Consider the following 15157-nt stretch of genomic DNA (forward strand, 5'->3'; position numbering starts at 1 on the left):
TGCCAGGCGTGTCGGTGCGGTCACTCCTAGGCAACAGACTGCGAAGCGTCGCCGGACAGGTGTTCGTCCTTCAGGTGGCGATCGTGGTGTTGCTCGCCGCCGGAGCCCTGCTGTCCCTCCTGCTCCAGTCGCGGCACGACAGTGACCGGGAGGCACGCAACCGGTCGGTATCCGTCGCGCAGACCTTCGCCCACTCCCTGGGCCTGCAGGACGCGCTCAAGACGTCCGACCCGTCCGCCCTCCTGCAACCCCTCGCCGAGACGACGCGCAAGGCCGCCGGCGTGGACTTCATCGTGGTGATGGACACCAACGGCATCCGGTACAGCCATCCCCAGCCGGACCGCATCGGAAAGAGGTTCGTCGGCACGATCGAGCCCTCGCTCGCCGGACACGTCCACACCGAGAGCGTGCAGGGTCCGCTCGGCAAGGAGATCCAGGCCGTGGTGCCGGTCACCGCGGCCGACGGCCGGGTCGTCGCACTGGTCTCGGCGGGCCTGACGGTGAAGAACGTGAGCGGTGTCGTCGACCGTCAGCTCCCGGTCATCCTCCTGGCCATCGCGACCGGCCTGGCCCTGGCCACCGGCGGCACGGCCCTGATCAGCCGGCGGCTGCGCCGGCAGACCCACGGGCTCGGTACGCAGGAGATGACCCGCATGTACGAGCACCACGACGCGGTGCTCCACGCCGTCCGCGAAGGGGTTCTCATCACTGACGGCGACGGGCGGCTACGGCTGGCCAACGACGAGGCCAAACGGCTCCTCGGCCTGCCGGAGGACGCCGAGGGACGCAGCGTCGGGAACGTGCCCGGCCTGGACCGCCGCATGGCGGACCTCCTGCTGTCTGGCCGCGTGGCCACCGACGAGGTGCTCGAAACGGGCGACCGGCTGCTCGTGGTCAACCAGCGGCCCACCCACCCCGGTGGCCGGCGGGAGGGCGCCGTGGTCACCATCCGGGACTCCACCGAGATGCAGGTCTTGACGAGCCGGGCGGACACGGCCCGCAGACGGCTCAAGCTGCTGTACGAAGCGGGAGTCGACGTCGGAACGAGCCTGGACGTGGTGCGGACGGCCGAGGAACTCGCCGCCGTCGCCGTGCCCCGGTTCGCGGACTTCGTCACGGTCGACCTGGCCGACTCGGTGCTCGACGGCGACGAACCCGGCCCCGGCGCGGACATGCGGCGCACGGCGGTCAGCGGCATCCGCTCCGACCACCCCCTCTACCCCCGCGGATGGCTGATCGACTTCCTCCCGTCCACCCCTCAGGCGCGCGGCTACGGCACCGGCGAAGCCGAGCTGGTGCCCGACCTGGCCGACGCGCCGGGCTGGCACGCCCAGGACCCGCCGCGAGCCCGGGCCATCGTCGATTACGGGATCCACTCGCTCATCGTGGCCCCGCTCAGGGCACGGGGCGTCGTACTCGGCGTGGTCAACTTCTGGCGCTCGCAGAAGCCGGAGCCCTTCGACGAGGACGAGCTGTCACTGGCCGAGGAGCTCGTCGCCCGGGCGGCGGTCAGCATGGACAACGCCCGCCGCTACACCCGTGAACACGCCCTCGCCGAGACCCTCCAGCGCAGCCTGCTGCCGCGCGCCCTGCCCGAGCAGAGCGCGGTGGACGTGGCTCACTTCTACCTGCCCGCCCAGTCCGGAGTGGGCGGCGACTGGTTCGACGTGATCCCCCTGCCGGGCAGCCGGGTCGCGCTGGTCGTGGGAGACGTCGTCGGGCACGGACTGCACGCCGCGGCCACCATGGGGCGTCTGCGCACGGCGGTGCACAACTTCTCCACCCTCGACCTGCCGCCCGACGAGATCCTCGCCCGCCTGGACGACCTCGTGCAGCGCATCGACCGCGACGGGGCGGCCGACGACCTGGACGGCGGCGTACTGGGCGCGACCTGCCTGTACGCCGTATACGACCCGGTGTCCCAGCGCTGCACCATGGCGCGGGCAGGGCACCTGCCACCCCTCGTGGTCGCTCCCGACGGCACGACGGAGATCGTGGACCTGCCGGCCGGGCCCCCGCTGGGGCTGGGCGGCATTCCGTTCGAAACCGCGGAGCTGTACCTGGCCGAAGGCAGCCAGCTCGTCCTGTACACGGACGGACTGATCGAGGAGCGGACCCGGGACATCAGCGAGGGGCTGGAGCTGCTCCGCGGGGCGCTGAGCCATCCGGAACGGGACCCCGCGGAGAGCTGCCGGGCCGTACTCGATCTCCTCCTGCCGGCCCGTCCGACCGACGACGTGGCGCTGCTCATCGCGCGGACACGGACCCTCGGCCCGGACCGGGTCACGGAGTGGGACATGCCGTTCCAGCCGAGTGCGGTGGCCGCGATGCGGAGCATCGCGGTGAAGCAGCTCGAGGAATGGGGCCTGTCAGAGCTCGGCTTCGCCACCGAACTGATCCTCAGCGAACTGGTCACCAACGCCCTGCGGCACGGCAGCGCGCCGGTCCGGGTACGTCTGCTGCACGCCCGCACTCTGACCTGCGAGGTATGGGACGGCAGCAACACTGCCCCGCACGCGCGGTACGCCGCCACCACGGACGAGGGAGGGCGCGGCCTGTTCCTGGTGGCGCAGCTCAGCGACCACTGGGGCACCCGCTACACGCCCGGCGGCAAAGTCATCTGGGCGGAACTGGCCCTCCCCGACACTCCGGGCACAGGCGAACCGCCCCTCGCGGCCTTCCTCGACCTGGAACCCCTCTGATTCACACCCGGACAGCGCGACACCGTTCCCTCACCGGGCGCCCTTTCTGCGCGGTCCGGGCTGTGACAAACCCGCAGACCGCGCCGCCCACCGTTCCCCGGGCCAGACCACCCGTCGGCCTCCGTGGCACATTTCATCGATCATGGGAGCTGGCCCCCCACCGGCGTGAGCATTGCGGGCGGCCGCGGCGAACACTGACCGGGCAGCCGATGCCCGTGCCCACTCGCCACGGTCTGCGCGCTGCACCGGCGCGTTCGGCCGGCGCTGCGGTCGGCCGCGCGAATGACAGCCTTCGATGCGCCTGTGGCCTTGGATCCGGGGGCCGTTTCGTCTGTCCGCCTCCCCTGAAAGGGGTACGGGTAGTCACGGAGGGTGAGATCCGGGGCTCCCGGCGGTGACCCGCCCCACAGGACCTAGGTCACATACGAGGCGGGATAGTAGTCCTTGAACGTCCCCTACCCGCCCCCGCACACGGGCCCCCACCAGGGGTGATACCCACCCGCGCCGAGGGGGGCCGTTGCGCCCCGGCTGCGAGGGCCACTAGTAAGAGGGGTCGTTGCCAGGCGCGTTCTACCCCCGTAGAACTGGATGAGTCGCAAGGCGGACGGAGATCCCCCGGGCTCATCCCCGGACCCGGTTCTCCCGCTTCCGCCGACGAACCCCTCTCCTTCGCGTGAGTGGCTCACGCACGCCTCCGGCGTGCTTGCGACCGCCCTTGTCCCCGTCGAAAGGCCCGTCCGTGTCCCACTCCGTCATCCGCCGCATCGCCGCTTCGAAGAAGGCCCTCGCGGGTACCGTCCTCGCTCTGGGAGTCGCCGGTTCCATGCTGGCCGCGGTTCCGGCGCAGGCCGCCCCGATGAGTGCCAAGGCGATCGCCCAGCAGATGATCAAGGACCCGGGCCAGTTCGCGGCGTTCAACAACATCGTCTCGAGGGAGAGCGGCTGGGACCACACCGCCACGAACTCCTCCTCGGGCGCCTACGGCCTGGTCCAGGCCCTGCCGGCCTCGAAGATGGCCTCGGCGGGCTCGGACTGGAAGACCAACCCGGCCACCCAGATCAAGTGGGGCCTGGACTACATGAACTCCCGCTACGGCAGCCCCGAGGGCGCCTGGAGCTTCTGGCAGAACCGCCACTGGTACTAAACCCACCAGCGGACCACGGAACACGGAACACGACAACGCTCGGCCGGACACCCCGGCCGAGCGTTTTTGCGTCCGCACGCCACCACTGGGAACCCGCTCCGATGCTTCGGGAGACTGGTAGCAGGGAGGCACCCCGGATGGTGGACGCGGGGCACGTTCGCCACCGCGCACGCGGCCTGCCAGCACATCTCCGGGGAAAGGATCTTTGCCCCCGGAAAAGGGGGGAGACTCCGGGCAGAGCCCAGTCAGCCGGCTCCCAGAGAGGGTGGTCGGGGGAGCTGGTGGCCGGGAGGAGGGCGAGGTGTGCGTAAGGTCGGCACGGCCGCCGGCGCCATGGCCGCGGTGGTGACCTGTTGGAGGAACACGTGGGAAACGCTGAGCCCCGGCGGCGGCCGCACTCTGATGCGGGGGGTCCTGGCGCACCAGGAGCTGACGGTCTGCGTGAGCATGGGTTCGCCCGCTACGGTGCTGAGCAATTCGGTATCGCCCCGGGCGGCTCCGCGGCGCGGGACTTGGTCCAGATCCGGGAGGGCTGCGCGGCTCTGCCGCCCGACCCGTACGCTCCGGGAACGAACCGGTTCCGCCGCTACTCCCATGCCGTGTATCTGCCGTGGAAGGACGAACTGTCCTGGATTCCCGGAACCCCCGACCCCGTACACGGCACGGTCACCAACTTCTCCCAGGGCGAGGACGACCCTGAGCACCCGCGGAAGCGCCGCGTCCTCCCCGACCTCCCCGAGGCGTTGCGGGACAACGCACTGCTGCTGCGGCTCCTGCGCTGGGACATCGAGCAGGTCCTTGCCCTGAGGGACCTGAGGAGGCGGCCGCTGTGGGCCGGGGTTCACCTGATCAGGCTCGGCGTCGACCGTCCAGGCCAGGATGCTGTTTCTTCCCCGAACTGCCTCCACCAGGACGGAGGTTCGGCCAGCACGTTCACTTTCGCCCACCTGATCAGCCGCACCAACGTCACGGGTGGGCAGAACGTCATCGCCACGCCGGGCAGTGCGGGCCTGCAGCCCGAAGACCCGTGGGCGGACATCCACGCCAGTTTCACCCTCGCCGACCCACTGGATGGCTACGCCGTCCACGACCACAGGGTCAGCCACTACGTCGGCCCGGTCCGCATGGGATCCGAACCGGGGCCGGGCGAACGGTCCGTCCTCATCGTCGGCCTCGCCCCGTACGTCCCCCAGCTCTGACACCGGCGCCGCCGGAGCCCGCCGACCTCTGCATGCGTCCGCCGCCCAGGATGGTGCTGCAGACCATCAAGCCCCGTCGCTGTCACCCGTTGCGTGAGGACTCCCAGAGCGCGCTGGTGCCGAAGTAGGAGTCGTACAACTCCTGCACCTCCAGAAGGCTCTCGGGCGGGACCTTCCCGTACCGGATCCGCTCCAGGTGCCGGAAGTACTCGAAGCGCTCGACGCCCGGCGTAATGATGACGAGCATGTCGGCGATCTCGCCCGGAGCGGCGGCGAAGGCGTGCTGCTGACCGGGCGGCACCACGACGACGTCGCCGCGCTCGGCCGTCACGACCTGGTCGCCGGCGAGCAGCTGCGCGGTGCCGTCGAGGACGTAGAACATCTCTGCGGACTTGCCGTGATGATGCGGACGAGCCCCGTTCGCACCCTTGGCCAGAGTCACGCGCATCGTCGAGAGCGCGCCACCCACCTGGGCGCTGTCCACGAGCAGGTGGTTCTGGACCGGGGCGCCGTCCCCGATGAGCTCGGCGTCGGCTGCGCGCACGACGACGGAATCATCGAAGTCGGGAATGAAGAAGGACATTCTCAGTAGCCCTGTTCTGTGCTTTTACGCCAGGGAGGCATTGAAGTACCGGCCCCGCACGCCCTCCCCTCGCGCGTGCGCAGTCGGTCGACTCGCGGCCGATCGGCCGCCTTTCACTGGTTGGCGTCGCGGACCTTCCGCAGGATCGGAATCATCACGGCGATCTCTTCGGCTGTCAGCACGTCGTGAATGTGTCGTTGGGTCGACGCCAGGGCCGTGGCCCCCCGCTCGCGCGCCTCCTTGAGGCCTTCCGGGGTCGGCGCGACGAGAGTGACGCGCCGGTCAGTCGGATGGGCCCCCCGCGTCACCAGTCCGCGCTTCTCGGCCGCGTCCAGCAGACGAGTGGTGCGCGTCGTGCTGGTCGCGAGAGCTCGCGTGATGTCAACGGTGCGCAGAGAGTGCCCGGGGGTGCGTGCGAGGCGGAACAGCAGGTCGGAGATGGACGCTTCGAGGTCGCCGCCCGGGCTGACCTCCACGTCAATGCGCCTGGTCACGGCCAGGTACGCCTCGCGCAGCATCCCGTAGGCCTCCCAGCGGGGGTCGCCGAAGAGCTCATCCATCGCGTTCACGGTCGCGTCTTCCATCGCTTCATCCATCGCATTCGCCACCCTGCCGCCCACAAACCCCTCTTGCGGGACTGTCCCGATCGGTAGTAAATTCGGGACTGTCCCGACCGGGACAATATTGTCACAGTCGCGAGGAGATTCACATGACCGCGTACGCACTGTTCGACAACATCGAGGTCACCGACCCGGCCAAGCTCTCCGAGTACGCCCGGCGCGTGCGCGCGGTGGTGGAGCGCCACGGAGGCCGCTACCTCGTCGTCGGAGGCCAAGTCGACCCGGTGGAGGGAGAGCCGATGCTGACCTACCCCGTCCTCATCGAGTTCCCCGACCTGGCCGCCGCCCACGGCTGGTACGACGCCCCCGACTATCAGGAGCTCAAGGCTCTGCGCCAGTCGAGCTCCAAGGCGAACGCCACCCTCTTCGAGACCGGCCCTTCCGACCTCATGGAAGCCTGAGCAACTGCCCGGCAGCGTCGGTGACGGGCAGGGGAAGGCGAGCGCAAACCCCTCGCGCCTGCGCAGCGTTCACCAGCCGTCCAAGCAGAGTCGGCATGCCGAATCTGAACGACAGGAGCGCACGATGTCGTACCCCGAGCGCCTGCAGTACCCCGAACCCCGCTACCACGGAGACAGGGGCGAGGTGAACGCGTCCTTCCGTACCGCAGACACCCCGCCGGACTTCACCTCGCCCGGCGGTGACGCTTACAGCTACCTCGCCACGCACGAGTCGACCGGCGGCGAGTACGGCCTGTACAGGGTGGATCTGGCAGCAGGTGCCGCCGGCGCCAAGACCCACTTCCACAAGGCGATGTCGGAGTCCTTCTTCGTCCTCTCCGGGAAGCTGGAGCTCTTCAACGGCGAGAAGTGGGTGACGGGCCGCGCCGGTGACTACCTGTACGTGCCGGTCGGCGGCCTGCACGCCTTCAAAAACGTGACGGACGAGCCCATGTCGATGCTCATGCTCTTTACACCGGGCGCCCCGCGCGAGGAGTTCTTCGAAGGGGTCGCGGAGATGTCGCAGCGCGGCAGCGGGGAACTCAAGGAGTTCCGAGTGCGGCACGACAGCTACTTCGAGGAGGACTTCGGGGCGGGGGCGGGGGCGGGGGCGGGGGCGGGGGCGGGAGCGGTGTAGCGGACCGCGGTCAAGCAGGGGAGGCTTTCGGCAGGTCGCCTCCGTCTCCGGCGGCGTCAGCCTCTCGGCAGAGGTGCCGGCCACGGCCACACCGAGGGCGAGCTGCGGTACGCACACCGTCGGCTCCTCTCTGCCGAGGCCGCCCGGATCGCGAACTGTGACTGAGCACGCCAGTTGGTTCTGGCCGCGCTTCCGTGATGACTACGGTCGAAGGAGGATGCGGGCTCTGAGTAGAGCGAATGAGGCTCGACCGTACATTTGCCGCTTGATCGTTTTGATTCTGTTGACGTGTCCTTCGACCATGCCAGATCTGTAGGGCAGGGTGAGGCCTGCGGTGACGGCTTGGAGGTCCTGACGGATGGAGTCGCCTGCTGCTTCCCTGCTGCTTCCCGGCGAAGCGTTCCGCGAGCCCTCCTAAGGGAACTGCTTCTCCTCGCGGCCGATGTCGTCGATCGGGCCGAGGATCGTCCAGCCGGGCCCGAGGGGGCGGGTGGAGCGGAAGCCGTGGGCGTCCGCGTACTCCTCGGCCTCCTCCGCGGTGTCCTCGGGGGCGCGCATGATCGTGTAGCGCGGGGGGTCCTCGTGGTAGAAGCGGTAGAACGTGCGGCCCTCGTCCTTGGACTGGTAGAGGATCACGCTGACGCCCCAGAGGGCGTCGTACACCTTCTGATCGCGCGGGGGCGTCGTCGTGCACGTGTCGGAGGGGCGGCCGGGCTCGCGGACGCAGGTCCGGTACCGGCTCCAGTCGATGCGTTCGGCGCGGGGGTGTTCCGCGATCAGCTTCCGCATCCGGGCGTCGGCCCGGGCGAAGGCGTCCTCGCGGCGGTCGTACTCCTGCTGCAGCCGGTTGAAGCGCTGCTCGTCGAAGCCGCTGCCGAAGTGGGCCTCCAGGCCCGCGAGGACGGCGACCCGCCAGGCCAGGTACCCGGCCGTCACGACGAGCAGCGTGACGACCAGGACCCGGCCCGGCGAGCGCCTGTGGGGCATCAGGTCGGCGAGGTCAGAACGTGCCGCTGATGGGGATTTCGATGTCCGCCTGCGCGATCGGCGGGGGGTACTTCCCGTCGAACCGGTCATAGTGCTGAAGCGTAAACCAGTCGATGAAGCCGTACTCCGTGATCTCGTCGTCCGGGTCGAGACCGAAGTGGTCGTAGGAGTGGAAGACGAGCTTGCCGGAGAAGGAGTTGCCCTCGACCTTGTAGTCCTTCAGCGCGACCGTGTGGCCGTGGAACTGGTGGATCGCGATGGAGAGGGCGCGCTGGTTGGCGTCCCAGAGCGAGAAGTCGTACACCGGGTACTTCACGTCCTGGCGGAGGAACTCCTGGAAGAGGAAGTTCTTGGAGAGGTCCTCCTGGACCTTGAGCTGATCGGTGCGGCCCTTGTTGTCGATGAGGGACTGCTTGATGATCTGGCCGGCCTTGTCGGTGTACGTCTTCTCCTGAGGTGAGGCGCCGACGGCGCGGGAGAGGGCCGTGCCGGAGCCGCGGTAGAGGTAGCGGCCAGGGTCGAAGTTGTCGTCGACGGTGACCGTGCCCGCGCTCTGGCCGCCGCGGCCGTAGCGGAAGGCGTTGCGGAGGTCGTCGACGGACTGGGCGTAGTCGGCGTCGGCGCCGAGCTTGCCGAAGTTCATGATGTCGTTGAACTCGGCCCACATCCAGGACTCGGGCGTGATGCGGGCGACCCAGAACTCCCAGTCGAGGTCGGTGAGTTCGTCGAAGTTGTAGTCGTTGAAGGTGAGGTCGTCGGCGACGCGCGGGTCGGCCGGGACGGGCGGGTTCTGGGGGTCGGGGGCCTTGCGGCGGCCCTCGCGGAAGGACGACTGGTGGATCAGCATGTCGGTCGGGGGCGGGTCGCCCGGGTCACCCGGGTCTCCGCCGTCGCCGGGGCCGTCGGAGAGGATTCGCTTGCCAGGGGACTCGGGGCCTGCCTTGTCGAAGGCGTGGCTGTCGAGGACGACGTACTTGGCGGAGCCGTCGGCCGTGGCGGTGGCCGTGATCGTGCTGCCGCTGCGCTGCTGGCCCGACTGCTTGACGAGGTGGCGGGCCTTCTCGTCGTAGCGGTAGAGGGCCGGTGCGGTGCCCTCCGTACGGTCGGGGTCGAGGTGGAAGGTGAGTCTTGCGGTGCCGTCCGCGGGGGCGGAGACCTGGAAGCCGTTGCCGAGGTAGCCCGGAGTGGACTCCGGGAACTCCCGCTGCTTGGCAGGGAGCCTGGTGACCTGGAAGCCGCCGACCTGCTCGGCGCGCAGGCCCTCGAGCGTGGCCTCGGCGGCGGTGGCGCCGCCGTCCGCGCGGCGGGTCACGTCGAAGGCGGAGTTCTCAGCGCGGGGGGAGGAGTTGAGCCTCGTCTCCTCGCCGTCCTGGACGCCGTCGCCGTCGGTATCGGCCTTGGTGGGCTCCGTGTGGAGCTCCAGCTCAAGGGCGTCCGCGAGGCCGTCCTGGTCGGTGTCGGCGCGGGTGGGCGTGGTGCCGAGCTCGAGCTCGCGGGCGGCCGTGAGGCCGTCCTTGTCGGGGTCCTCGGCGCCGTCCTTGGTGCCGTCGCCGTCGGTGTCGGCCTTGAGCGGGGAGCTGAAGCGGTAGCCGAGCTCGGCGAAGTCGGAGAGGCCGTCGCCGTCGGTGTCCTCGGACTTGGGGTCGAGCTTGGCGCGCACCTCCAGGTCGTCGGGGAGGCGGTCGCCGTCGGTGTCCTCCGTCGGCGAGATGCCGTGCTTGGCGAAGGACGCCCAGGTCGGGGTATCGGCCTTGGCGCCGGGCTCGGCGCGGTACCAGACGGTCTCGGTCCTGCCCGGCTGGAGGGTGTTCGTGGGGCCGACGCCCTGGAGCGTGGTGCGCGCGTCCTGGGGGGCGGCGAGCTTCGCGGCGGAGGTGTCCGTGATGCGGTCAGAGAGCTCGAAGGTCAGCGACCATTTGGAGACGGGGTGATCGGAGACGTTCTCGAGCTGTAGCCGGGCGACGTACGAGCCCTCCGTCGCTCTGCCGCGGAGGGCGGCCGGGACCTGGCTCCACGCCGCGTCGCCGGGGGCGACCTGGCGGTAGGAGACGTCGACCGTGTTGTCGCGGTAGAGCGTCGCCCCGTCGGTGGCCGCGCCGTCGCCGGGGGTTCCCGCGGCGGCGGGCACGGCCGTGCCGAGGAGAAGGAGTAAGGCCGCGCCGAGGGGCACGGCGGCGCTTCTGTTCATGGGGCCTCCCATGTCTGAAGCCATGCCTGAAGACATGCCTGTTGTCGCGAAGCTGCCGTTGTGTCAGGGCAGTTCGGAATCAAACGGGGAAGTTAGCAGACGTGGGGGATGGTTCCCAAGGTGTGGTGGAGGCGAAATTGAAACGTTTGGGAGATTGTTAAGCCCTGTTCCGCTTGGCGGCGACGACAGAGCCTCCCGCACCAGCCGGCGATGCACCCGGTACTTCCGCGCCGGCGCCCGCACCGACAACCCCGCCTGCCACGAATCACGACGGATCCGTAAGAACAACTCGTCCTTCCGAGGTCGTCAGTCGTCAGCCCGGTCGGGGGTTTGTCCGCCGACCTCCCCCGCGCAGGGGAGACGGATCATTCTGGAGTACGACGACCTGACGTGGGTGGCGGCGTGATCGTTACCGTATGACGAGCTCCCCTGATCTCAGCCAGGCGCTGGGCGCGTGAACGCGATGGCAGCGGTGCACGCCGCCCGGCGTTGGCGGCCGGCGCGCCGCCCGGCCGCGGTACCTCTGAAATGGGCATGGCCTGCGTATGTGTCCGCTGTCGGCCAACTGGTCTACGCGGGGGAGAAGGGCTACTACGCGGCCCAAGGACGCCTGGGCATTCCGGGCGGACCGCCGGTTACCGCCTCGCAGTACGCCGACACTTCCGATGTCGCGCTCGCGCAGTGGACGCTGGCCTCACTGGGCCTGCTCTCCGCCGTCATCGCGCTCGCAGCCGTACGGCCATGGGGCGGCCTGGTACCGCGCCCGCTCCTGCTCCTTGGACTGTGGGGAACCGTCGCCCCGGCAGCCGCCGCCCAAATCCACGTGGCACACGAAGTCCTTTTCGGCTCCGCCGGTCCCGCTGGATGGTCGGGGAGGGCCGCAGTGCAGGGCGTCGCGGCCCTGTGCTTGTGGGTGGCCATGGCCTGGCTCTTCACTCGCCGACGAGGACAGGACACCACAGCTGCGGCGAAGACGGCACGAGGCACGGGATGAGAGGGGCGATGGAGGGCCGGGCCCCCACGCGCCGCGACCTGCCAGTACACCGATGGGCCGCCTATGCGACCTGCGTCTGGACCCTCGCCGGCTACGGAACGCTCAAACTCTATTGGGCGCTGGGCGGCACGGCGCTCGCCTCCAGCGCCCCTCTGTCTCGGTCGGACCGTGAGGAGCTTGTCGCGCAAACCTCCGGCACGATCGCGGGACACTGGATATCGGTCGGCCTGGTCGTCTTGGGCGCCTTGGCGGCGCTCGCCACGGTCCGGCCCTGGGGACATGTGCTGCCGCGACGGCTCCTGACCGTGCCGATGTGGATCATCAGCGCCCTCATGGTGCTGCGTGCCTGTGGCGCGCTGGGCTTCGGCTTCGTCGGCGACGCCATGGTGCTGACGGGCAACGTGCACGTGGACCCGCCCGACATGGAGATCGCGCACCATCTCTCCCGCGTGGATCTGCTGCTCTGGTCACCCTACTTCCTGGTCTGGGGCCTGCTGTGGGGCGCGACTGCCTGGGTCACGCCAAGGCGATCAGCCCGCTAGTCCAGCCAGACGTACCCAAGCCGAACCGCCCGAGACCTGTGGGCACCTCCATCAACTCCTCCGCCGCCCCGTACTCGTCATCCAGGCGTCGCACAGCCCGGCGTGAGTGCCCCTCTCGCTTCGGGCTGCCGATAGAGCTCTGGCGAGTGCGCGACCACGCGGGGGAACTCGTCCCCGCTCCCATGGATCTCATCACCCGGTGCGAGGGATTCGAGCAGAAGTTCGGCGGCCTGCGCTACGAGGTACGCCGTAGCTGGGTTGTAAACGGGGACCGGTACGAGACCACCCGCGGGTGGGAGTACGACCACCTCGGTCTGCGGACGGCAGCATGGCAGGACCCGGGAAGAGGAGGCTGGTACTTCGAATGGACCGGCGAGCGTGTGTCGAAGCCGTGCCGGGACTTGATCCACACCGACGGCAGTGTCGGCACCGACGTCGACGGTGGCAGTCGCTACCTCCCTATCGCCCCGTCGCTCCCACATCTGATCGAATCACATGCCCTCACCGACACCGTCGCGACGTGGAAGCCATGGCCCATGGACGGCCTTGCCGCGTCGGCCATCGAACTCCTCGACGGCCTGCTGGTGGTGCCTGAAGCCTCATGGGGTTCCTCGCGGTGGCGGATGTCGGACACCGTTGCCGTCATGGACTACGACAGCCGGGACCACGAGAATCCGCGCCGCCGGGCGCTCGTCTGGTCGCGCGAAGAGGCCGGTCACCGTCAAGTGCAGGCAGTCCTGGACGGATGGCAGCACCACGATCAGAGCGACGCCGTGACCCGAGGTGGCCCGACCTCGTAGAGGCGCCGGTCCCGGATCAAGGCGGTCGGCGGTTGATCGTCAGTCTCCGCGTAGGCCGCTCCGTCAGTGCCGGCGCGGGCTCCACGGATCCTCGGCATCGCCGAGTTCGTCTTCCGAGCTCGGCGAGGGACGGACCGTCGTTCTGGGCTGCGGCATCGGGAGGTCGGTGTGGATCCGGCGGGTGCCGGATCCACACCAGGGGTGCGGGATGGCCGGTCAGGCTCGGACGAGCTGGATTTCGAGGAGGAGGTCGAGTTTGTCGGAGAGCAGGAGTTTCTCGCCGCCTACGAGGATGTTGAATTCCAGGCCCCAGTCTGTGCGGTTGATCGTGGTCTTCGCGCTGAAGCCTGCGCGGGTGCCGCCCCGGGGGTCCTCGCCGACGCCGTTGAACTCGATGTGGAGGCTGACGGTGCGGCTGACGTCCTTGATGGTCAGCTCGCCGTCGAGGAAGTACTCGCCGTCTTCGTCGCGGACCGTGGTGGAGGCGAAGGTCAGTACCGGGTACTTGTCGGCGTCCAGGAATTCCGCACCTCGTACGTGGGCGTCCCGGTGCTCGTTGCGGGTGGCGATGGAGGCCGCCTCCATTTCGGCGTTCACTTTGAGGTCGTCGAGCTCGCTGCCGACGTCCAGTACGCCGCTGAAGGCGGTGAAGTGGCCGCGCACCTTGGTCATCAGGTGCCGGATGACGAAGGTGACCTCGCTGTGCGTGGGGTCGACGTTCCACAGGCCAGGGGTCAGCCCGGGGGCCGCGGTCAAGACGTTCAAAGGGTGCTCCCATGTTGGTGTGCGCTGCCGTGCCACGGTCGGGCGGAAATCCGGGTCGTGTCCCACAGGGTGATCGGCGCAAGTGGTGGCAGGGGACATCGGATCAGCCGAAGCTGGGACACCGCTCGAGGTCCGGTAGTAGGCCGCAGACCGGGTATGGGCCTCACAACGCTTCACCAGCCAGATGGTCCGCTGAACCTGCAGACTCGCTGCGGGGAGGAGTGCGTCGGCGTGGTGATGTCGGTCAGCTGACCAGAAACATGTTGATCCGGGTCCTACCGCGGGAACGCGACAGACGCGGCGGTGAGTCCACTCCGTTTCGCGGGCACCTCGGCCGAGACCGCGGCACCCTGCCTGCCGTTCCCGCTCTCAGGCGGCGTGGGCCCTCGGGGTGCGTGGCGTGGGCGGCCCCGCCGTGCGCAGGACCTTGCGGGCCGCGTCTACGGCGAACACCTCGCAATGCGGGCGCCCGGCCGCCCACACGACACCCTCCGCGCCCAGCGCGAACGCCGCCGTCGCGTGGCGTCCCCCTCCGTGCGCGTCGGCGCGACGACCCTGAGGGAGAGCAGACCGGCGGCCGGGCGGCCGGTCCGGGCGTCGAGGATGTGGGCGCCGCGTTCGTAGTGGCCGGACGTGGCGACCGCCGCGTCGGTCAGCTCCAGGACCGCGCAGAGCCGGCCGGCGTCCTCGGGGTGACGTATGCCCACCCTCCAGGGGCCGCCGCCGGCGACGATGTCACCGTCGGCGTTCAGGCAGAACCGCCGTTCCCCGGCCGCCGTCAGCAACTCGACGGTGCGCTGCACCGACCACCCCTTGACGAGGTCCGGCTTCCCGGCGCGTGACTAGAAGTTGTAGCGGGTGTGGCTGAACACCTGGCCGTCGTGCCCGAACCCGTACGCCGTGCCGGGTGCCACCGAGAACAGCAGGTCGGTGCCCTCGCGGATGCTGTCGCCGAAGCCGTGAAAGGTCCCCTCCGGCGAGCTGATGTGGTCCCCGTACTGCTCCTCGAACGCGGCGATGACCTCGTCCTGCCGCGCCGGATCCGTCACGCGCTCCGCCGTGCCCTCGATCACGATGTCGAGGCCTTCGGAGAGTGAGTTGCGCCCCGTGGTCAGTGCGCAGTGGGCATTGCCGGCCAGGTTCTTCGCCTTCTGCTCGCCCGACCCGGTACTGAAGTGCAGCGCCCCGTCGTGCCAGGCGGCGATCAGCGGCGTGACGTGCAGCCTGCCGTCCGGCCGGACCGTGGTGATCCAGAAGACCTCGGCCGCCCGGAGCTGCCGCTCGGCCTCGGCCCAGTCGGTGGCGGTGACGTTCTCCGCGCCCGGGCGCGGGTTGAGCGCGGAGCTGTAGCGGGCGTCGAGCTCGGTCTTGGGCTGCTTCGGAGTCATCCGGAACTCCTTCCGCTCTTCCTGTGAACCAGGCTACGCAGCCTGGCCCGGCGGCGCAGGACCGGACCCCCGTTACCGCACGGCTGCGGCGATAACGGTGCGTGACGTCCGCGGACCCGGGCGACATCAGCGGTTTGTGCTGGATTCACGCGATGCGGGTTCCCCATG

Annotated in this window: 14 protein-coding genes and 2 pseudogenes; 8 read left to right on the top strand and 8 right to left on the bottom strand. The window is 69.6% G+C overall.

What is annotated here, in order from left to right:
- Window positions 1-59: 59 nt before the first annotated feature.
- The 3 genes from AC3IYI_RS38600 (at window position 60) to AC3IYI_RS38610 (ending at window position 5045) form a co-directional block, all read left to right on the top strand.
- Complete coding sequence (locus AC3IYI_RS38600) at window positions 60-2702, top strand: SpoIIE family protein phosphatase (RefSeq protein WP_489408091.1); 2643 nt, start codon at window positions 60-62, stop codon at window positions 2700-2702.
- Window positions 2703-3441: 739 nt separating this feature from the next.
- Window positions 3442-3846 carry an aggregation-promoting factor C-terminal-like domain-containing protein gene (locus AC3IYI_RS38605; protein WP_489408092.1) on the top strand — a complete coding sequence of 135 codons (405 nt, stop codon included), beginning with the start codon at window positions 3442-3444 and terminating at the stop codon, window positions 3844-3846.
- Window positions 3847-4358: 512 nt separating this feature from the next.
- Window positions 4359-5045 (top strand): 2OG-Fe dioxygenase family protein, encoded by a 687-nt coding sequence (locus AC3IYI_RS38610; protein ID WP_489408093.1) that lies wholly within the window; start codon window positions 4359-4361, stop codon window positions 5043-5045.
- 82 nt (window positions 5046-5127) lie between these two features.
- Here the strand turns inward: AC3IYI_RS38610 and AC3IYI_RS38615 are convergent, their stop codons facing one another.
- Together AC3IYI_RS38615 and AC3IYI_RS38620 are read right to left on the bottom strand one after the other, a co-directional pair.
- A complete protein-coding gene (locus AC3IYI_RS38615; RefSeq protein ID WP_489408094.1) occupies window positions 5128-5628 on the bottom strand; it encodes a cupin domain-containing protein in 501 nt (166 codons plus the stop codon).
- 113 nt (window positions 5629-5741) lie between these two features.
- Window positions 5742-6224, bottom strand: a complete 483-nt coding sequence (locus tag AC3IYI_RS38620; RefSeq protein WP_489408095.1) for a MarR family winged helix-turn-helix transcriptional regulator — start codon at window positions 6222-6224, stop codon at window positions 5742-5744.
- Between the two features lie 113 nt (window positions 6225-6337).
- Between AC3IYI_RS38620 and AC3IYI_RS38625 the strand changes: the two genes are divergently transcribed.
- Together AC3IYI_RS38625 and AC3IYI_RS38630 are read left to right on the top strand one after the other, a co-directional pair.
- The gene (locus AC3IYI_RS38625; protein ID WP_489408096.1) at window positions 6338-6649 is read left to right on the top strand and encodes a DUF1330 domain-containing protein; all 312 of its coding nucleotides are present in this window, start codon (window positions 6338-6340) and stop codon (window positions 6647-6649) included.
- Window positions 6650-6773: 124 nt separating this feature from the next.
- Window positions 6774-7325 carry a cupin domain-containing protein gene (locus AC3IYI_RS38630; RefSeq protein WP_489408097.1) on the top strand — a complete coding sequence of 184 codons (552 nt, stop codon included), beginning with the start codon at window positions 6774-6776 and terminating at the stop codon, window positions 7323-7325.
- A gap of 201 nt (window positions 7326-7526) precedes the next feature.
- Here the strand turns inward: AC3IYI_RS38630 and AC3IYI_RS38635 are convergent.
- The 3 genes and pseudogenes from AC3IYI_RS38635 to AC3IYI_RS38645 all read right to left on the bottom strand — a co-directional run.
- A pseudogene (locus tag AC3IYI_RS38635) lies at window positions 7527-7676 on the bottom strand (hypothetical protein); the annotation flags it as partial.
- 63 nt (window positions 7677-7739) lie between these two features.
- Window positions 7740-8312 carry a hypothetical protein gene (locus tag AC3IYI_RS38640; RefSeq protein WP_489408098.1) on the bottom strand — a complete coding sequence of 191 codons (573 nt, stop codon included), beginning with the start codon at window positions 8310-8312 and terminating at the stop codon, window positions 7740-7742.
- A 13-nt stretch (window positions 8313-8325) separates the two neighbouring features.
- A complete protein-coding gene (locus AC3IYI_RS38645; RefSeq protein WP_489408099.1) occupies window positions 8326-10500 on the bottom strand; it encodes a DUF3289 family protein in 2175 nt (724 codons plus the stop codon).
- 547 nt (window positions 10501-11047) lie between these two features.
- On the opposite strand from AC3IYI_RS38645, the gene AC3IYI_RS38650 reads away from it, so the two are divergent.
- The 3 genes from AC3IYI_RS38650 (at window position 11048) to AC3IYI_RS38660 (ending at window position 12836) form a co-directional block, all read left to right on the top strand.
- Window positions 11048-11494 (top strand): hypothetical protein, encoded by a 447-nt coding sequence (locus AC3IYI_RS38650; protein ID WP_489408100.1) that lies wholly within the window; start codon window positions 11048-11050, stop codon window positions 11492-11494.
- A gap of 8 nt (window positions 11495-11502) precedes the next feature.
- Complete coding sequence (locus tag AC3IYI_RS38655) at window positions 11503-12036, top strand: DUF3995 domain-containing protein (protein ID WP_489408101.1); 534 nt, start codon at window positions 11503-11505, stop codon at window positions 12034-12036.
- A gap of 182 nt (window positions 12037-12218) precedes the next feature.
- On the top strand, window positions 12219-12836 hold the full coding sequence (locus AC3IYI_RS38660) for a hypothetical protein (RefSeq protein ID WP_489408102.1): 618 nt from the start codon (window positions 12219-12221) through the stop codon (window positions 12834-12836).
- 216 nt (window positions 12837-13052) lie between these two features.
- Here AC3IYI_RS38660 and AC3IYI_RS38665 read toward each other — a convergent pair whose 3' ends face one another.
- The 3 genes and pseudogenes from AC3IYI_RS38665 to AC3IYI_RS38675 all read right to left on the bottom strand — a co-directional run bounded on the left by AC3IYI_RS38665 (window position 13053) and on the right by AC3IYI_RS38675 (window position 14989).
- Window positions 13053-13601: a YceI family protein gene (locus AC3IYI_RS38665; RefSeq protein ID WP_489408103.1), complete on the bottom strand. Its 549-nt coding sequence runs from the start codon at window positions 13599-13601 to the stop codon at window positions 13053-13055.
- A gap of 369 nt (window positions 13602-13970) precedes the next feature.
- Window positions 13971-14422 (bottom strand): annotated as a pseudogene (locus AC3IYI_RS38670) (FAD:protein FMN transferase); the annotation flags it as partial.
- Between the two features lie 21 nt (window positions 14423-14443).
- On the bottom strand, window positions 14444-14989 hold the full coding sequence (locus AC3IYI_RS38675) for a pyridoxamine 5'-phosphate oxidase family protein (protein WP_489408104.1): 546 nt from the start codon (window positions 14987-14989) through the stop codon (window positions 14444-14446).
- Between the last annotated feature and the right edge of the window lie 168 nt (window positions 14990-15157).

The sequence above is a fragment of the Streptomyces sp. GL_148 genome (assembly GCF_057834205.1).